Source organism: Janthinobacterium darwini (assembly GCF_051380905.1).
In the GTDB taxonomy this organism is placed as follows: domain Bacteria; phylum Pseudomonadota; class Gammaproteobacteria; order Burkholderiales; family Burkholderiaceae_D; genus Janthinobacterium.
Genome location: NZ_JBNYXX010000005.1, coordinates 100,360 through 117,786 on the forward strand (window position 1 = coordinate 100,360; position 17,427 = coordinate 117,786).

Genomic DNA, 17,427 nt, shown 5'->3' on the forward strand with positions numbered 1-17,427 from the left:
GTGATGGCTGACTTTCAAACCCGCGATCCGCTCTCGCCCGCCTTCTGGGACGAGCGTTTCGAGAAGCAATTTACGCCCTGGGACCAGGGCGGCGTGCCCGCGCGCCTGCGCAGTTTCGTTGCCGGCAGTCCCGCGCCGCTGCGCTGCCTGATTCCCGGCTGCGGCTCGGCCTATGAACTGGTCTTCATGCTCGATCACGGCTGGCATGCCACGGCCATCGACTTTTCACCGGCCGCCGTGGCCGCCGCGCGCGCTGTCGTCGGTGCGCAGGCAGGGCAGGTGATGGAAGCCGATTTCTTTGCCTGGCAGCCAGAAGCGCCTCTGGACCTGATCTATGAGCGGGCTTTCCTGTGTGCCATGCCGCGCGCCATGTGGCCGCAAGTGGCGGCCCGCTGGGCGCAGCTGCTGGCGCCGGGCGCCATGCTGGCCGGTTACTTTTTCTTCGACGACAATGCCAAGGGGCCGCCATTTGGTATTTCGGGTGAGCAATTGCAGGCCTTGCTGGGGCCGCATTTCGACTGCCTGGCCGACGAAGCCGTGGACGATTCCATTGCCGTCTTCGCAGGCAAGGAGCGCTGGATGTGTTGGCGCCGCCGGGCGGACTGAGCCTGGCAGGCCGAGCGAGCGGGCATTTTCCGCTGGGAAGGGCGGAAAAGCTTTATAATTCAGGGTTTTTGATGATTTTCTCGGAGTAGAGATGCCGATTTACGCTTACCGTTGTGACGAGTGTGGTTTTGCCAAGGATGTCTTGCAAAAGATCTCCGATCCAGTACTGACGGTGTGCCTGTCGTGCGGCAAGCCCAGTTTCAAGAAACAATTGACGGCCGCCGGTTTCCAATTGAAGGGCACTGGCTGGTACGCGACCGATTTCCGCGGCGGCACGGCGCCCACCACGGCTATTCCGACCGGCCCGGCCGATAACGCCAAGCCCGCCCCAGCCGCCGAGAGCGCGCCTGCCGCGGCGCCTGCGTCCACCCCGGCTGCTGCTGCGCCGAAAGCGGATTGAAAAAGCGCGCCGCGCCGATACGATCCATTACCGAGAAACCGATGCGTAAATACTTTATTACCGGATTACTGATTTTGGTTCCCCTGGCCATTACCGCCTGGGTCTTGAATCTGGTCATCAGCACAATGGACCAGTCGCTGTTGCTGGTGCCCGGCAGTACGCAGCCCAGCGTATGGTTCGGTCACAAGGTTCCCGCGCTGAGCACCATTCCCGGCCTGGGGACGGTATTGACGGTACTGATCGTTTTCTTCACGGGCTTGCTGACGAATAACCTGGTCGGCAATTACGTGGTGAAACTGTGGGAAAAATTGCTGCAACGCATACCCATCGTCAATTCCCTGTATTCAAGCGTCAAGCAAGTGTCCGATACCTTGTTTTCCCCGTCGGGCAATGCCTTCCGCAAGGCTGTGCTGGTGCCGTATCCGCACCAGAACTCCTGGACCATCGCCTTCCTGACCGGCGTGCCGGGCGGCGATGCGGCGAACCACCTGGTGGGCGACTATGTCAGCGTGTATGTGCCGACGACGCCCAACCCGACGTCAGGCTTTTTCCTGATGATGAAGCGTAGCGATGTTGTCGAACTCGACATGAGCGTCGATGCGGCGCTCAAATATATCGTCTCGATGGGCGTGGTAGCGCCTGCGGAAGTTGTTGCTGTACCGGCCCCGGCAGCCAAAGAATAAAGGCAGGCGTCCCACGAGGGACGTGGCCGGATTGAACACTCACTAACCTGAACTGAGAATTTTATGTCTATGCGTACTGAATACTGCGGCCTCGTTACCGAAGCCATGCTGGGACAAACCGTCAGCCTGTGCGGCTGGGTACATCGCCGCCGCGACCACGGCAGTCTGATTTTCATCGACTTGCGCGACCGTGAAGGCCTGGTGCAAATCGTCTGCAACCCGGAGCAAGCGGAGATGTTCAAGGTCGCCGAAGCCGTGCGCAACGAATTCTGCCTGCGCGTGACGGGCGTCGTGACCAGCCGTATCGACGGCACCATCAACAACAACCTGAAATCGGGCAAGATCGAAGTGGTCTGCTCGGAACTGGAAGTGCTGAACCCTTCCGTACCCGTGCCGTTCCAGCTCGATGACGACAACCTGTCGGAAACGACGCGTCTGACGCACCGCGTGCTGGACCTGCGCCGCCCGCAAATGCAAAACAACCTGCGCCTGCGCTACAAGGTGACGATGGAAGTGCGCAAGTACCTCGACGCGCTGGGCTTCATCGACATCGAAACGCCGATGCTGACCAAGTCCACGCCAGAAGGCGCGCGCGATTACCTGGTGCCGTCGCGCGTGAACGCGGGCAGCTTCTTCGCCTTGCCGCAATCGCCACAGTTGTTCAAGCAACTGCTGATGGTCGCCAACTTCGACCGTTACTACCAGATCACCAAGTGCTTCCGCGACGAAGACTTGCGCGCTGATCGCCAGCCTGAATTCACGCAGATCGATTGCGAGACCTCGTTCCTGACGGAACAGGAAATCCGCGACCTGTTCGAAGACATGATCCGTGTCGTCTTCAAGAACACCTTGAACATCGACTTGCCGAACCCGTTCCCGGTGATGGATTTCGCCGAAGCGATGGGCCTGTACGGTTCCGACAAGCCGGACATGCGCGTCAAGCTGGCGTTCACGGACTTGACCGAAGTCATGAAGACGGTCGAATTCAAGGTCTTCAACGGCGCCGCCAACATGAAGGGCGGCCGCGTGGTGGCCCTGCGCGTGCCGCAAGGCGGCAGCATGCCCCGTTCGGAAATCGACGCATACACGCAATTTGTCGCCATTTACGGTGCCAAGGGCCTGGCTTACATCAAGGTCAACGAGAAAGCCAAGGGTCCTGAAGGCTTGCAGTCGCCGATCGTCAAGTTCCTGCCTGCCGACGTGCTGGCCACGATTCTCGAGCAGACGGGCGCGCAAGACGGCGACTTGATCTTCTTTGGCGCGGACAAGGCCAAGGTTGTCAATGACGCCATCGGCGCACTGCGCGTAAAAATCGGTCACAGCGAGTTCGGCAAGAAAGCCGGCCTGTTCGAGGACGTCTGGAAGCCATTGTGGGTGGTCGACTTCCCAATGTTCGAACACGACGAAGAAGCGGACCGCTGGACGGCGACCCACCATCCGTTCACGGCACCGAAAGACGGCCATGAAGACATGCTGGAAACCAATCCGGGCGCCTGCATCGCCAAGGCCTACGACATGGTCTTGAACGGCTGGGAACTGGGTGGCGGCTCGATCCGTATCCACCGCGAAGAAGTGCAAAGCAAGGTCTTCCGCGCATTGAAAATCGATGCCGAAGAAGCGCAGCTGAAGTTCGGCTTCCTGCTTGACGCCCTGCAATACGGCGCGCCACCGCATGGCGGCCTGGCATTCGGCCTGGACCGTATCGTGACCATGATGACGGGTTCCGATTCGATCCGCGACGTAATCGCCTTCCCGAAAACCCAACGCGCCCAGTGTCTGCTGACACAAGCGCCGTCGGAAGTGGACGAGAAGCAATTGCGCGAACTGCACATCCGTTTGCGTGGCGCCGAGCCTAAAGTAGCGTAATGCAGCATGCGGCCGCTGCGGCGGCCGCTGTTTGATAATGCTATGCAAAAAGAGGCGCTGACGAGGCGCCTTTTTCATTGTTGATATGAACCATAAAATTCCCGTTTCCGTCCTGGTCGTCATTCATACGATTGATCTGGACGTCTTGCTGATCGAACGCGCGGGCCAGCCTGGTTTCTGGCAATCGGTGACCGGTTCCGTCGACGCCGTCGACGAGCCGCTGCTGCAGACGGCCGCGCGCGAATTGTGCGAGGAGACCGGTATCGTCGTCGATGGACACGACATCGTGCTGCGCGACTGGAACTTGTCGAATGTGTACGAGATCTATCCGATCTGGCGCCACCGCTACGCCCCCGGCGTGACGCGCAACACGGAACACGTGTTCAGCGTGCAAGTGCCGCGAGATACACGCATTACGCTGAGTCCCCGCGAACACCTGCAATACGCGTGGCTGCCCTATCTGGCGGCGGCCGACCGCTGTTTCTCGTCGTCCAACGCGGAAGCGATTTTGCAATTGCCGGCCATGACGGGCCTGGCGCGTCCTGCCTGATTTCCCTAGAAAGCCTTCCATGTTGAACTGGTTTAATCTCTCGCTGCAACAAAAACTGGCTGGCACATTCTGCCTGGCGCTGTGCCTGGTCGTGATTCTGGCGGCCAGTCTGTACACGCCGCCCGAACGCACGCCGCCGGTCGGCTTGCCGCTGATGGCGATCGGCTGGCTGCTGCATCCGGGCGCCTTTGCCAAGGGCAAGCGCACCGTGGCCTGGCGCGGCGCACCGTTGCTGGTCAAGGTAGTGTGGGCCGCCGGGATCGCGGCGGCCGGCGTCAGCGTCGCCAGCGGCCTGGCGCGCATGTTTGCCTGAGCCTGGCGGCGCCGATGGCGAGCCAATCCAGGAATTAGGTGCGCACGCGCACCTACGCTGGCGCCGCGCGGGGCCCGTCTGGGAGTAGAATCAAGGCATGAAAATCCGCGTAGCAACTTATAATATACACAAGGGCGTCTCCTCCGTTCGTGGCTTGCCCAGAGTGCATGCCTTGAAGCAGGCAATCGCTCTGTTCAATGCCGATGTCGTCTTTTTGCAGGAAGTGCAAGGCAAGCATGACCGCAATGCGGCCCGCTATGGCGCCGAGAAGAATGGTCACAAGCATTGGCCGGAAGCGTCGCAGCATGAATTCTTTGCCGGCGCCGAACACCATTCCGCGTATGGCATGAATGCCGTGTATGACCATGGCCATCATGGCAACGCCTTGCTGAGCAAGTTTCCCATCGCCTCGCAAACCAACCACGACGTGTCCGACCATGCCTACGAGCAGCGCGGCATCCTGCATTGCGTGCTCAAGACGCCGCAGGCGGACGTGCATTGCTATGTCGTCCACCTGGGCCTGTTCGAATCGGGACGGGGCCGCCAGACGCAGGCGCTGATCGACGCCGTCATGGAATCGGCGCCGAATGGCGAGCCCGTCATCATCGCCGGAGACTTCAACGACTGGCGCAATACGCTCAGCGACAAGCTGCGCAATGCGCTGGGCGTGGTGGAAGTATTCGACCAGCGCGCGTCGAACTCGGCTCTGGGCGACCTCGTGCGCACCCTGGCGCGGCGCCAGACGAAAACACCCGTGCCCGTGCCGGCGCGCACCTTTCCCGCCGCCTTGCCTTGGTTCCGCCTGGACCGCATCTATGTGCGCGGTTTCCACGTGGAAGGCGCGCAAGTGATGCACGGCACCTTGTGGGCAAAATTGTCGGACCACGCGCCGATCGTTGCTGCTTTAAAACTCGCGTAGACTGCCGGCATGCGCACAGTCAATTTCATCGCCCACAACGACATCCAGCTGCTGTATTGCGGCACCGATTACTTTCCTGCATTGATAGCCGCCATCGACGGCGCACGCTCGGAAGTGTATTTCGAAACGTATATCTTTGCCGACGACGCCACGGGCACCCTGGTGCTCGATGCGCTCAAGCGTGCTGCCGCGCGCGGCGTGCTGGTGTGCATGATCACGGACTGGTTCGGCACCGGCAACCGCCGCGTGAAAGCCATGCATGCGCAGCTGGAAGCGGCCGGCGTGCACCACCGCATCTTCAACCCGTGGTTCCGGCGCGGCATCACGCGCACCCACCGCAAGATCTGCGTTGCCGATGGCGAGATCGCCCTGGTGGGCGGCATCAATATCAACGATGACATGTTTTGCGACTACGACCACAATATCAGCCTGGAAGCGCCGCGCTGGGATTTTGCCGTGCAGGTGAAGGGCCCGCTGGTGGATGCCATCCATGAGGAAGTGCAGGCCCAGTGGGCGCGCTTGGGCAAGATGAACCTGGTGCGGCGTATCAAGCTGTATCGCAAGATGCGGGTCGTCAGCAAGGAGCTGGCGAAGAACCCCGTCGTGGCCGGCTTCGTCGTGCGCGACAACTTGCGCAACCGCCGCACCATCCAGCGCGCCTACTTGCAGGCGCTGGGCCAGGCGCGAAAAAGCGTGATGCTGGCCAATCCGTATTTCGCGCCCGGGCACAAGCTGCGCCACGCCCTGGCGCAGGCGGCTCAGCGGGGCGTCGACGTGGTCTTGCTGATCGGCGTGGGAGAGTTCCGCATGCAAGATGCCGTGGCGCACTCGTTTTACCCGAAACTGCTGGCTGCCGGCGTGAAAATCGTTGAATACCGCAAGACGCAGCTGCACGCCAAGGTGGCCGTCGTCGACGATGATTGGGCGACGGTCGGTTCCAGCAATATTGACGCGCTGAGCCTGTTCCTGAACCAGGAAGCCAACGTGGTCATCAAGGACGTGGCCTTCGCGCAAAGCTTGCGCCAGCATATCGAGCAGGGCGTGGCGGACGGCATCGTGATTCACCAGGATGATTTCAAGCACATCGGCCGTTTCCGGCGCATCGGCTACGAAGCAGCCTTCCTCCTGTACCGGCTGGTGATGCGCATTTTTTCAGTAGGCAAGTACGCATGAACGAGATGACAACGGTAAGGCTGGACAAATGGTTGTGGGCGGCGCGCTTCTTCAAGACGCGCTCGCTGGCCAGCGAGGCCGTCGACACGGGCAAGGTGAAAGTGGGCGGCGAACGCGTGAAACCGGCGCGCAGCCTGCGCGTGGGCGACGAGCTGGCCATCGACAATGGTGCGGAGACATGGGAAGTGGCCGTGCTGGGCCTGTCCGACAAGCGCGGTGCAGCACCCGTGGCGCGCCTGCTGTACGGGGAAACGCCGGCCAGCATTGCCCGCCGCGAGCAGCTGGCCGAGGAGCGCAAGCTGTTCCGCGAGCCAGGTACCACCATCAAAGGGCGGCCGACCAAGCGCGACCGCCGTCAACTGAGCAAGGCAGGCGACCTTTCCTGAGGCGCTGCTGTTGTTGTAAGGCAATGGCGCGCAACGCTTTTGTCCTCGTGAAATTGCTATAAACACTTAGCCAAAAAATGCTGCGCTGCACCAATAGAACGCCGGCTCTAAAGTTCCCGTTTGACTTTTACGTGGTAGTGGATAATAGTACGAGCGTTCGGATTTTTTCGGAGCGTGCTTTTTTTTACTCGCGTTCCCATCCGCCAGACCGGCAATATCACTTTTAGAACGGACCTCTTGAATACTTCAGTCAAATTCATGCGCAAGGGCGAACTGACCCGTGCAGCCATCCTCGACGTGGCGCTGGACCTGTCCAGCCGCGACGGCCTGGAAGGCCTGACCATTGGGCTGCTTGCGGACAAAATGAACATGAGCAAGTCGGGCGTGTTTGCCCACTTTGGCTCGCGCGAAGACTTGCAGATGGAAGTGCTGAAGCTCTACCACTATCGTTTCGAGCAAGAAGTCTTTTTCCCCAGCATGAAAGAACCACGCGGCATCCAGCGCCTGCAATCGATGTTTGCGCGCTGGGTCAAGCGGGTCAGCGTGGAAATCGCTTCCGGCTGCATCTATATCAGCGGCGCCGTCGAGTATGACGACCGTCCCGGCCCCATCCGCGAGGCCCTGGTGGCCATGGTGCGGGCCTGGCAGGGTGCGCTGCTGCGCTGTGTCGAGCAATCGATTGCCACGGGCGACCTGAAAGCGGACACGGACGCCCAGCAACTGGTGTACGAGATGTATGGCCTGATCCTGGCCCTGCATCACGACGCGCGCTTCTTGCGCGTGCCAGGCAGCATCGAACGGGCGCAAGCGGGCTTTATCCGCCTGCTGGCGTCGTACCAGAATTCCGTCACAAGCAAATAAGCCGTCAGGCAGTATCCGCAGCAACGCACACGCAGTTCACAAGTACAACACTTTAGCTAAACGCCTTCAGGAGAAAATTATGGGTCAATACGTCGCGCCAATCCGGGATATGCAATTCGTTCTGCATGAGTTCCTGCAAGTGGAAGAAGAACTGAAGCAAATGCCGTCGTACGCCGACGTCGACGCCGACATCATCAACCAGGTACTGGAAGAGGGCGGCAAGTTCACTTCCGAGGTATTGTTCCCCCTGAATCACTCCGGCGACCGCGAAGGCTGTCACCACGATCCTGTCACGAAAAGCGTGACCACGCCTAAAGGTTTCAAGGAAGCGTATAAACAGTACGTCGAAGGCGGCTGGGCGGCCTTGGCTTGCGATCCGGAATACGGCGGCCAGGGCTTGCCGGTCGTGCTGAACAATTCGTTCTATGAAATGCTGAACTCGTCGAACCAGGCCTGGTCCATGTACCCTGGCCTGTCGCACGGCGCCTACGAGTGCCTGAAGGAGCACGGCACCGACCACCAGAAGGAAGTGTATCTGCCGAAACTGGTGTCGGGCGAATGGACGGGTACCATGTGCCTGACGGAGCCGCATTGCGGTACCGACCTGGGCCTGCTGCGCTCGAAGGCATTGCCTGAAGCGGACGGTTCCTGGACCATCACCGGCAACAAGATCTTCATCTCGGCCGGCGAGCATGACATGGCGGAAAACATCCTGCATCTGGTGCTGGCCCGCGTGCCGGACGCGCCGGAAGGCTCGAAAGGCATCTCGCTGTTCCTGGTGCCGAAATTCCTGCCGAATGCGGATGGCACGGTCGGTGAGCGCAACCCGATCACCTGTGGCGCCATCGAAGAAAAAATGGGTATCCATGGCAATTCGACCTGCCAGATGAACCTGGACGGCGCAAAAGGCTGGATCATCGGCCAGCCGAACAAGGGTCTCAACGCCATGTTCGTCTTCATGAACGCGGCCCGCCTGGGCGTAGGTATGCAGTCGCTGGGCCTGACGGAAATCGCCTACCAGAACGCGCTGATCTACGCCAAGGACCGCACGCAAATGCGTTCGCTGTCCGGCATCAAGAACCCGGAACTGCCGGCCGACCGCATCATCGTGCACCCTGACGTACGCCGCATGCTGTTGACGGGCAAAGCCTATGCCGAAGGCGCGCGCGCTTTCACTTCCTACGTGGCGCTGCAGATTGACCGCGAACTGCACCATCCGGACGCCGATGTGCGCAAGGAAGCGGCCGACGAAGTGGCACTGCTGACCCCTGTCATCAAGGCTTTCATCACCGACAATGCCTGGATCGCCACCTCGGACGCGATGCAAGTGTTCGGTGGCCACGGCTACATCTCGGAATGGGGCATGGAACAGTATGTGCGTGACGCGCGCATCAACATGATCTACGAAGGTACGAACACGATCCAGTCGCTGGACCTGCTGGGCCGCAAGATCCTGGGCGACAACGGCGCCAAGCTGCGCAAGTTCGGCGAGAAGATCAAGGCTTTCGTCGAGGACAACGGCACCGATGAAGCGATGAGCGAATTCGTCACACCACTGGGCGACCTGGGCGACAAAGTCACCAAGCTGACCATGGAAATCGGCATGAAGGCATTCCAGAATCCTGACGAAGTGGGCGCGGCATGCGTGCCTTACCTGCGCGTCGTCGGCCACATGATCTACAGCTACCTGTTCGCGCAGATGGCCAAGATCGCCCTCGAAAAAGAATCCAGCGGCGACAAGTTCTATACCGCCAAACTGGCTACCGCACGTTTCTACTTCGCCCGCTTGCAGCCTGAGACGGCAACCCTGATCCGTCAGGCACGTTCCGGTTCGGCCAACCTGATGGCACTCGACGCAGACCTGTTCTAAGACTTGAGGAAAATATGACCAATTTCATCGTTAAAAAAGTAGCCGTCCTCGGCGCCGGCGTGATGGGCGCGCAGATTGCCGCCCATTGCATCAACGCGAAAGTGCCGGTCGTGCTGTTCGACCTGCCGGCCAAGGAAGGCCCGAAGAATGGCATCGTGCTGCGCGCCATCGAGAACCTGAAAAAGCTGTCGCCTGCGCCGCTGGGCAACAAGGATGACGCCGCGCTGATCCAGGTGGCCAACTACGAAGACAACCTGGACCTGCTGGCCGGTTGCGACCTGATCATCGAAGCCATCGCCGAGCGCATGGACTGGAAACACGACCTGTATCAAAAGGTCGCGCCGCACATCGGCCCGAACGCGATCTTCGCCTCGAACACTTCGGGTCTGTCGATCACCAAGCTGGCCGAAGGCTTCGACGCCGACCTGAAAGCGCGCTACTGCGGCGTGCACTTCTTCAACCCGCCGCGCTATATGCATTTGGTCGAGATCATCCCGACCGCGTTTACCAAGCCTGAAATCGCCGACCAGCTGGAAGGCTTCCTGACCACCACCCTGGGCAAGGGCGTGGTACGCGCCAAGGATACGCCGAACTTCATCGCCAACCGCGTTGGCGTGTTCGGCATCCTGGCCATCGTGCACGAAGCCGAGAAATTCGGCCTGTCCGTGGACGTCGTCGATGACCTGACGGGCTCCAAGCTGGGCCGTGCCAAGTCGGGCACCTTCCGCACCGCGGACGTGGTCGGCCTGGACACCATGGGCCATGTGATCAAGACCATGCAGGACTACTTGCCGAACGATCCGTTCGCTGCCGTCTACAAGACGCCAGCCGTGCTGGCGCAACTGGTGGAAAAAGGCGCGCTGGGCCAGAAGAGCGGCGCGGGCTTCTACAAGAAAGTCGGCAAGGAGATTCAGCGCCTGGACTTCGCCACCGGTGAATACGTCGCCGGCGGCGCCAAGGCTGCCGACATCATCGCCCGCATCCTGAAGGAAAAGGATCCGGTCAAGAAGATGAAGGCGCTGCGCGAATCGACGAATCCGCAAGGCCAGTTCCTGTGGGCGATCTTCCGCGACGCTTTCCACTACATCGCCATCCACCTGGACACCGTGGCCGACAATGCGCGCGATATCGACTTCGCCATGCGCTGGGGCTTCGGCTGGAACGTCGGTCCGTTTGAAACGTGGCAGGCATCGAACTGGCTGCAAGTGGCCAACTGGGTCAAGGAAGACATCGACGCCGGCCACGCACTGTGCAACGCACCGCTGCCAGCCTGGGTCTTCGAAGGTCCGGTCGCTGAAAAAGGCGGCGTGCATACGCCGGAAGGTTCCTACTCCGCCGTGTCGAACAGCTTCGTGCCCCGTTCGACCCTGTCCGTGTATGACCGCCAGCCATTCCGCGCGCCAGTACTGGGCAGCGGCGCCATCGACGGCAAGACCGCCGGCACCACCGTCTTCGAAGACGAATCCGTGCGCGTCTGGCATACGGGCGACGATGTCTTGATCATCTCGTTCAAGACCAAGATGCACGTGATCGGTGAAGGCGTGATCAATGGCCTGAAACTGGCCCTGGCCGAAGCCGAAAAGAATTTCAAAGGTTTGGTGATCTGGCACGCCGACGCAGCCGAAGGCGGTGCCTTCTCGGCCGGCGCCGACCTGCAATCGGCCCTGCCAGCGTTCATGCAAGGCGGCGTGAAAGCCGTCGATCCGATCATCGCCGAACTGCAGAATACCTTCATGTCGCTGAAATACGCGAACGTGCCGGTGATCGCCGCAGTCGCTGGCCTGGCCCTGGGCGGCGGTTGCGAACTGGCGCTGCACGCGTCGAAGCGCGTGGCCTCGATCGAGTCCTACATCGGCCTGGTGGAAGTGGGCGTGGGCCTGATTCCTGCCGGTGGCGGCTTGAAGGAAGCGGCGCAGCGCGCCTACAAGGAAGCCAAGGGTAACGACATCCTGCAATTCCTGAAAACGGGCTTCACCAATGCGGCCACCGCCAACGTGTCGAAATCGGCGCTGGAAGCCAAAAAAATGGGCTACCTGAAGGAAGACGACGTGATCGTGTTCAACGCCTACGAGCTGCTGCACGTGGCCAAGGTCGAAGCGCGCGCCATGTTCGACGCGGGCTTCCGTCCGCAACTGCCGTCGCTGATCCAGGTCACGGGCCGCTACGGCTGGGGCACCATCAAGGCGCAGCTGGTCAATATGCGCGACGGCGGCTTCATTTCGGCGCACGATTTCAAGCTGGGCGAGATGATCGCCGAGATCGTATCGGGCGGCGACGTGGACCAGGGCAGTTTCGTCAGCGAACAGTGGCTGCTGGATATGGAACGCAAGGCATTCCTGGAGCTGTTGAACCATCCGAAAACCCAGGAACGGATCATGGGCATGATGCAGACCGGTAAGCCGGTACGCAACTAAGCCCATCGTCGATGAAGATCCTGTCGTTGGTATTTAAAGTATTACTGCGCGTGAGGCCAAGCATGGTGTATGACCGTATCAAACAACAGATGATGGACACCTTGCCCTTCGTGCGGCTGCTGGGGATCAGCATCGACGACATCGGCGCCGGCACCTCCAGGGTGTCGATGCCGGAAGATCCAAAACTGAATAATCACCTGGGCACGCAGCATGCGGGCGCCTTGTTTACCCTGGCCGAAACGGCTTCCGGCGCGGCCATGGCTGGCGGCTTCGCCGAGCTGATACTGGGCTTGCGCCCGGTGGCCAAGGAGTCGCGTATCGCTTACCAGAAGCTGGCCCGGGGCGCGACGCGCGCCGAAGGCCGGGTACCGGGCGACCTGGCTGCCTTGAAGGCGCAGCTGGCACAGGACGGCAAGGTGGCGTTTCCCGTGGAAGTCGATATCTTCGACTCGGAAGGCACGCTGGCGGCACAGGTGACGGTGGACTGGTATTTGTCGCAGAAGCGATAGACCAGCATCCCGGACATTCGACAGAACACGAACCTCGTTCAACATCTTTGAAAGAATAAAATGAGCAAACAACTTCAAGACGCTTACATCGTCTCTGCAACCCGCACCCCGATCGGCAAGGCGCCGCGCGGCATGTTCAGAAACACCCGCCCGGACGACCTGCTGGTGCGCGTGCTGCAATCGGCCTTGGCGCAAGCACCTGGCCTCGACCCGGCGCTGATCACCGACGCCATCATCGGCTGCTCGTTCCCGGAAGCGGAGCAGGGCTTCAATATCGCCCGTAACTCGGTGCTGCTGGCCGGCTTGCCGAAAACCGTGGGCGGCGTGACCGTCAACCGTTACTGCGCTTCGGGCATCACGGCCATTGCCATGGCGGCCGACCGCATCCGCGTGGGCGAGGCCGACGTCATGATTGCCGGCGGCATCGAATCGATGTCGATGGTGCCGATGATGGGCCACCACCCATCGATGAACCTGGACATGTTCAGCGATGAAAACATCGGCATGGCCTACGGCATGGGTCTGACGGCCGAAAAAGTGGCGCAACAATGGAAAGTGTCGCGCGAACAGCAGGACGCGTTCTCGGTCGAGTCGCACCGCCGCGCCATCGCCGCGCAGCAAGCCGGCTTCTTCAAGGCCGAAACGACGCCCGTGGAGATCATCACGCGCACGCCGAACCTGGCTACCGGCCAGGTCGATGTGACGCGCCGCACGGTCGACACCGACGAAGGCGCGCGCGCCGATTCGACGATGGAGTCGCTGGGCAAACTCAAACCCGTGTTTGCCGCCAAGGGTACCGTCACGGCCGCAAACAGCTCGCAGATGTCCGATGGCGCTGGCGCGCTGTTGATCGTCAGCGAAAAGATTTTGCGCGAGCATAACCTGACCCCGCTGGCGAAATTCTCTTCGTTCGCCGTGCGCGGCGTGCCGCCGGAAATCATGGGCATCGGTCCGAAATTCGCGATTCCTGCAGCGTGCGCCGCCGCCGGCATCACACAAGACCAGCTGGACTGGATCGAACTGAACGAAGCATTTGCCGCACAGGCGCTGGCAGTCATCGGCGACCTGGGCCTGGACCCATCGAAGGTCAACCCGATGGGCGGCGCTATCGCCCTGGGTCACCCGCTGGGCGCCACAGGCGCCATCCGCGCGGCCACCGTGATCCACGCACTGCAGCGCACCAAGCAGAAGTACGGCATGGTCACGATGTGCGTCGGTGCCGGCATGGGCGCCGCCGGAATCTTTGAGCGCGTATAAGCTTGACGGGCTGAAGCAATAAAACAGGGCGCTGCGGGATTACCCCGGCGCCCTTTATATTTTTGGAGACGACATGGATATTTTGTGCAGCAAGAGCGAGGGCATCCTCACCCTGGAATTCAACCGCCTGGAACGCAAGAATGCGATCACGGGCGCCATGTACCAGACCCTGGCCGATGCGCTGGTGGCTGCCGAGACGGACAACGACGTGCGCGCCATCCTGATCTGCGGCAAGCGCGAGATTTTCACGGCTGGCAACGACCTCGATGACTTCATGAAGACGGCGCGGCCGAAGGATGGCTCGCTCGACCATGACCGTCCCGTGTTCCAGTTCATGCGCGCCCTGTACGGCAGCAGCAAGCCCGTGGTGGCAGCGGTCTCCGGCCCCGCCATCGGCATCGGCACGACGCTGTTGATGCATTGCGACCTGGTCTACGCGGCCGACAATGCCAGCTTCTCGATGCCGTTCACGCAGCTGGGCCTGTGCCCGGAATTCGGCTCCAGCCTGTTGCTTACGCAACTGGCCGGTTACCCGCGCGCGGCGGAAAAACTGATGCTGGGCGAGTCGTTCCCGGCACAGGAAGCGCTGGAGATGGGCTTGGTCTCGAAAGTCGTGCCCCTGTACGAATTGATGACGTACGCGCAAGGCCAGGCCGCCAAGCTGGTGGCCCTGCCAGCCGCATCCATCCGCGCCACCAAGCGCCTGATGAAACAAAGCCGCATGGAACCGGTGAAGGCGGCCATCGCGGAAGAAAACAAACTGTTCAGCGCCATGCTGGGCGGCGCCGAAGCGAAGGAAGCGTTTACGGCCTTCTTTGAAAAGCGCAAGCCGGACTTCAAGAAGTTTGCCTAGGCTGGATGCCGACCATCTGCTGCACCTGGACGCAGACTGGGATAGCATCCCAGCTGCTCCAAGATGCTGGTGATAACGTCGAAGGCAATTCGGCAAGCGTCCAGTCAGGGATGCGTATCGGTACTGCCGCATTCGCAAAGTGCCGATGGATGCGCATTCAGATTTTTAGTGTAGTGTGACGAGGCGATTGCTCTAATGTGGCGTTGCTGAACAGCTCAATAGTCCAGTCGGTGAACGCTCGCATCGCCGGGGACAGAAAGCGGTGATGGGGGTAGAGTAGTGATACCGGCACCGGCGCTGGCCGCCTGTCGGCCAGCACCTCGACCAAATCCCCGGCTTGCAAATGGTCGGTCACCAGGATCTCGGCCAGCTGCATCAAGCCGTGGCCGTCGAGGCCCAGCTTGATGTACAGCCCGGTCTCGTTGACCGCTACCGTGCCCGGCACCGGGACGGCAATGCTGATGCCCTCGTCGACGAAATGCAGATCGCTCCCCCGCCGCGCGGTGCTGGAAAAATAATGGACCGCCCGGTGTCGTTGCACATCCTCCAGGACCTCGGGAACACCCAGCTCGGCCAGGTAGGAAGGGGCTGCGCAGGTGATCCAGCGCAGTTCGCCCAGGCGGCGCGCGACCAGCGTCGAGTCATCGAGGCTACCGGTGCGGATGACGCAATCGACTCCCTCCTGTATCAAGTCCACCTGGCGATCATTGACGCCGATCATCAGGTAAATATCCGGGTAGCGCTGCTGGAATTGCCGTAACTGCGGCAGGATTAGGGCATGGGCAATGCCGCCAGGCATATCGACGCGCAATCGTCCTTGCGGGCGCTCGTTTGAGCCTTGCAGGCTGGCTTCGGTGTCGGCGATCAGGTCGAGTATTTCGCGGCAGCGGTGGAAGTAGCGCTCACCTTCCGGTGTCAGGCTGAGGTTTCTGGTGGAACGATTCAGCAAGCGCGTCTGCAAATGTTTTTCCAGCCGCTTGATGACGCCGGTGACCGACGATGCCGGCAAGCCCAGGGTCTCTGCTGCGCGCACAAAACTCCTGCTCTCGACCACGCGAAGGAATACCTGCATTGCTTGTACGCGATCCATGGCTTGTCCGTATGGCGGTAAAGGAAACGGCACTATAACCCAACATTGTTCGGATTTTCTGCATGGTGAAAACCTCCATGCCTACTTTTTCTGCATGCTTGCCTGCACTAGACTGGGTGCAACTCATTACCTATGGCAGGAATCAATCATGCTTGAACAAACCCCTCAATTGCAGGCTCTGCTTGCGCCGCTGGCCGCAGTCCCACACAAGATGCTGATTCGAGGCGCAACGATCATCAGCATGGATGGCAATGTTGGCAATTTGCCCAAGGGCGATATCCTGATTGCCGATGGCGCCATTGCCGCCATCGGCTTGCACCTGGAGGCTGATGGTGCCGAAGTGATCGATGCCGCGGAGATGATTGCCATTCCGGGCATGGTCGATACGCATCGCCATTCCTGGGAAGGCCAGCTGCGCCGCATCAACCCGAATGCGGCAACGCTTGAGGACTATTGCAACGCCACGCATTTCTCGTTTGCCAAATACTACCGGCCGCGCGACATCTACGTGGGCAACCTGCTCACGGCCTTGGGCTGCATCGATGCCGGCATCACGACCGTGATCGACAACTCCCACAACAGCCGCACAGGGGCGCACTCCGACGCGGCAGTCGAAGCACTGCTCGATACGGGCATCCGCGCGGTGCACGCCTCCGGAGCACCCGTATCGGGTGTCTGGGATGAGGCGCACTGGCCTGGCAACCTCGCGCGCCTGCAGGCCAAGTATTTCAGCAATCCTGACAGCCTGGTGACACTGGCCATGATGGCGCAGCTGGAACCTGAGCAGTGGGCCGTCGCGCGAGCACTGGGTATTCCCATCGTGACCGAGTTTTTTGGCGGTGGCATGGCAGCCGAGCTCGAAGGCTTGCACCAGCAGGGGCTGCTTGGCAGCGACAACATCTTCAACCACTGCACCTGCCTGCCGGAATCGGGCTGGAAAATATTGCGCGAGGCAGGTGTGCGCGTCAATGTATGCCCGCGTTCGGATGCCCACTACGGTATCGAGGATGGCATGAACGCCTGGCAGGCCGCGTTCCAGCACGGCATACGCCCCGGTCTGAGTGTCGACAACGAGACTTCATATAGTGGCGACATGTTCATGGAAATGCGCGTGGCGTTCTACCTGCAAAGGGTCATGGGACATAGCCAGCGCCTCCATGGTCATCACCATGTGGCGGCGCCCACCGATGCGTTTCGCTTGCTGGAGGCTGCCACGATTGACGGCGCCGCTTGTGCGGGGCTGGAACAACGCATCGGCAGCTTGAGCCCAGGCAAGCAGGCCGACCTGGTACTGATACGCACCAGTGACCTCAACCTGTACCCGGTCAACAACGCCATCGGTACCGTAGTGCACGCGGCGGAGCGCAGCAATATCGATACCGTCATCATCAAGGGGCGCGTGCGCAAACGCGGTGGCGTCGTGCTGGGCGTGGATCAGGCAAAGCTGCGCGCCGCCATCGACGAGTCCTGTGCCCATCTGTTCAATGCCGCCGGTTACCAGCCCGATCTGTTTGGGGTATCGTTCGCACCGATCCACCATGCGTAAGCGGTGCCTGATGAATGCGATACTGTTAACGTGTTTTCTACCAGCCGCGCCAATGCCCGTTCATTCATGGCAAGAAGGTCAGCCCATAGACGAAGGGGCGTGCGATCACAGGGATAGGCGATGAGGGTATC

Annotated in this window: 17 protein-coding genes; 16 read left to right on the forward strand and 1 reads right to left on the reverse strand. The window is 60.8% G+C overall.

Translation table 11 applies throughout. The annotated features are described in order from the left end of the window. The first annotated feature begins 3 nt into the window (after window positions 1-3). From ACQ4WZ_RS23685 to ACQ4WZ_RS23755, 15 genes are all read left to right on the forward strand, one after another. Entirely contained in the window at window positions 4-606 is a 603-nt protein-coding gene (locus ACQ4WZ_RS23685; RefSeq protein ID WP_436574649.1) for a methyltransferase, read from the forward strand. A gap of 91 nt (window positions 607-697) precedes the next feature. After that, complete coding sequence (locus ACQ4WZ_RS23690) at window positions 698-1,006, forward strand: FmdB family zinc ribbon protein (RefSeq protein WP_101483642.1); 309 nt, start codon at window positions 698-700, stop codon at window positions 1,004-1,006. Window positions 1,007-1,047: 41 nt separating this feature from the next. After that, window positions 1,048-1,689 (forward strand): DUF502 domain-containing protein, encoded by a 642-nt coding sequence (locus ACQ4WZ_RS23695; protein ID WP_101483643.1) that lies wholly within the window; start codon window positions 1,048-1,050, stop codon window positions 1,687-1,689. Between the two features lie 63 nt (window positions 1,690-1,752). Next, window positions 1,753-3,555 carry an aspartate--tRNA ligase gene (gene aspS, locus ACQ4WZ_RS23700; protein WP_166674654.1) on the forward strand — a complete coding sequence of 601 codons (1,803 nt, stop codon included), beginning with the start codon at window positions 1,753-1,755 and terminating at the stop codon, window positions 3,553-3,555. A gap of 85 nt (window positions 3,556-3,640) precedes the next feature. Beyond that, window positions 3,641-4,105 carry a dihydroneopterin triphosphate diphosphatase gene (nudB, locus tag ACQ4WZ_RS23705; protein ID WP_436574650.1) on the forward strand — a complete coding sequence of 155 codons (465 nt, stop codon included), beginning with the start codon at window positions 3,641-3,643 and terminating at the stop codon, window positions 4,103-4,105. 19 nt (window positions 4,106-4,124) lie between these two features. Next, on the forward strand, window positions 4,125-4,418 hold the full coding sequence (locus tag ACQ4WZ_RS23710; protein WP_070345870.1) for a hypothetical protein: 294 nt from the start codon (window positions 4,125-4,127) through the stop codon (window positions 4,416-4,418). Window positions 4,419-4,515: 97 nt separating this feature from the next. Beyond that, window positions 4,516-5,337 carry an endonuclease/exonuclease/phosphatase family protein gene (locus ACQ4WZ_RS23715; RefSeq protein WP_101483646.1) on the forward strand — a complete coding sequence of 274 codons (822 nt, stop codon included), beginning with the start codon at window positions 4,516-4,518 and terminating at the stop codon, window positions 5,335-5,337. 9 nt (window positions 5,338-5,346) lie between these two features. Further along, window positions 5,347-6,510, forward strand: a complete 1,164-nt coding sequence (gene clsB, locus ACQ4WZ_RS23720) for a cardiolipin synthase ClsB (protein WP_133988789.1) — start codon at window positions 5,347-5,349, stop codon at window positions 6,508-6,510. Continuing rightward, on the forward strand, window positions 6,507-6,896 hold the full coding sequence (locus tag ACQ4WZ_RS23725) for an RNA-binding S4 domain-containing protein (RefSeq protein WP_077398991.1): 390 nt from the start codon (window positions 6,507-6,509) through the stop codon (window positions 6,894-6,896). The genes clsB and ACQ4WZ_RS23725 overlap by 4 nt, the downstream gene beginning before the upstream one ends. A gap of 258 nt (window positions 6,897-7,154) precedes the next feature. Continuing rightward, window positions 7,155-7,757, forward strand: coding sequence for a TetR/AcrR family transcriptional regulator (locus ACQ4WZ_RS23730; RefSeq protein ID WP_034753385.1), 603 nt, complete (start codon window positions 7,155-7,157; stop codon window positions 7,755-7,757). A gap of 79 nt (window positions 7,758-7,836) precedes the next feature. Further along, window positions 7,837-9,627 carry an acyl-CoA dehydrogenase C-terminal domain-containing protein gene (locus ACQ4WZ_RS23735; RefSeq protein WP_034753387.1) on the forward strand — a complete coding sequence of 597 codons (1,791 nt, stop codon included), beginning with the start codon at window positions 7,837-7,839 and terminating at the stop codon, window positions 9,625-9,627. Window positions 9,628-9,641: 14 nt separating this feature from the next. Further along, window positions 9,642-12,041 (forward strand): 3-hydroxyacyl-CoA dehydrogenase/enoyl-CoA hydratase family protein, encoded by a 2,400-nt coding sequence (locus ACQ4WZ_RS23740; protein WP_101483648.1) that lies wholly within the window; start codon window positions 9,642-9,644, stop codon window positions 12,039-12,041. Between the two features lie 62 nt (window positions 12,042-12,103). Beyond that, window positions 12,104-12,550: a PaaI family thioesterase gene (locus tag ACQ4WZ_RS23745; protein ID WP_101484831.1), complete on the forward strand. Its 447-nt coding sequence runs from the start codon at window positions 12,104-12,106 to the stop codon at window positions 12,548-12,550. A gap of 60 nt (window positions 12,551-12,610) precedes the next feature. Beyond that, complete coding sequence (locus tag ACQ4WZ_RS23750; protein WP_101483649.1) at window positions 12,611-13,807, forward strand: acetyl-CoA C-acyltransferase; 1,197 nt, start codon at window positions 12,611-12,613, stop codon at window positions 13,805-13,807. 73 nt (window positions 13,808-13,880) lie between these two features. Next, a complete protein-coding gene (locus ACQ4WZ_RS23755) occupies window positions 13,881-14,660 on the forward strand; it encodes an enoyl-CoA hydratase (protein ID WP_101483650.1) in 780 nt (259 codons plus the stop codon). 157 nt (window positions 14,661-14,817) lie between these two features. Here the strand turns inward: ACQ4WZ_RS23755 and ACQ4WZ_RS23760 are convergent, their stop codons facing one another. Next, window positions 14,818-15,750, reverse strand: a complete 933-nt coding sequence (locus tag ACQ4WZ_RS23760; RefSeq protein WP_436574651.1) for a LysR family transcriptional regulator — start codon at window positions 15,748-15,750, stop codon at window positions 14,818-14,820. A gap of 148 nt (window positions 15,751-15,898) precedes the next feature. Between ACQ4WZ_RS23760 and ACQ4WZ_RS23765 the strand changes: the two genes are divergently transcribed. Beyond that, window positions 15,899-17,296 (forward strand): amidohydrolase family protein, encoded by a 1,398-nt coding sequence (locus ACQ4WZ_RS23765; protein WP_133988786.1) that lies wholly within the window; start codon window positions 15,899-15,901, stop codon window positions 17,294-17,296. The last annotated feature ends 131 nt before the right edge of the window (window positions 17,297-17,427 follow it).

Bases quoted from the DNA above. Each gene is read 5' to 3' on its own strand.
- ACQ4WZ_RS23755 (WP_101483650.1), top strand. From the start codon at position 13,881: ATGGATATTTTGTGCAGCAAGAGCGAGGGCATCCTCACCCTGGAATTC.
- ACQ4WZ_RS23690 (WP_101483642.1), top strand. From the start codon at position 698: ATGCCGATTTACGCTTACCGTTGTGACGAGTGTGGTTTTGCCAAGGAT.
- clsB (WP_133988789.1), top strand. From the start codon at position 5,347: ATGCGCACAGTCAATTTCATCGCCCACAACGACATCCAGCTGCTGTAT.
- ACQ4WZ_RS23730 (WP_034753385.1), top strand. From the start codon at position 7,155: ATGCGCAAGGGCGAACTGACCCGTGCAGCCATCCTCGACGTGGCGCTG.
- ACQ4WZ_RS23760 (WP_436574651.1), bottom strand. From the start codon at position 15,750: ATGGATCGCGTACAAGCAATGCAGGTATTCCTTCGCGTGGTCGAGAGC.
- ACQ4WZ_RS23745 (WP_101484831.1), top strand. From the start codon at position 12,104: ATGGTGTATGACCGTATCAAACAACAGATGATGGACACCTTGCCCTTC.
- ACQ4WZ_RS23685 (WP_436574649.1), top strand. From the start codon at position 4: ATGGCTGACTTTCAAACCCGCGATCCGCTCTCGCCCGCCTTCTGGGAC.
- aspS (WP_166674654.1), top strand. From the start codon at position 1,753: ATGTCTATGCGTACTGAATACTGCGGCCTCGTTACCGAAGCCATGCTG.
- ACQ4WZ_RS23725 (WP_077398991.1), top strand. From the start codon at position 6,507: ATGAACGAGATGACAACGGTAAGGCTGGACAAATGGTTGTGGGCGGCG.
- nudB (WP_436574650.1), top strand. From the start codon at position 3,641: ATGAACCATAAAATTCCCGTTTCCGTCCTGGTCGTCATTCATACGATT.
- ACQ4WZ_RS23765 (WP_133988786.1), top strand. From the start codon at position 15,899: ATGCTTGAACAAACCCCTCAATTGCAGGCTCTGCTTGCGCCGCTGGCC.
- ACQ4WZ_RS23710 (WP_070345870.1), top strand. From the start codon at position 4,125: ATGTTGAACTGGTTTAATCTCTCGCTGCAACAAAAACTGGCTGGCACA.
- ACQ4WZ_RS23695 (WP_101483643.1), top strand. From the start codon at position 1,048: ATGCGTAAATACTTTATTACCGGATTACTGATTTTGGTTCCCCTGGCC.
- ACQ4WZ_RS23740 (WP_101483648.1), top strand. From the start codon at position 9,642: ATGACCAATTTCATCGTTAAAAAAGTAGCCGTCCTCGGCGCCGGCGTG.
- ACQ4WZ_RS23715 (WP_101483646.1), top strand. From the start codon at position 4,516: ATGAAAATCCGCGTAGCAACTTATAATATACACAAGGGCGTCTCCTCC.
- ACQ4WZ_RS23750 (WP_101483649.1), top strand. From the start codon at position 12,611: ATGAGCAAACAACTTCAAGACGCTTACATCGTCTCTGCAACCCGCACC.
- ACQ4WZ_RS23735 (WP_034753387.1), top strand. From the start codon at position 7,837: ATGGGTCAATACGTCGCGCCAATCCGGGATATGCAATTCGTTCTGCAT.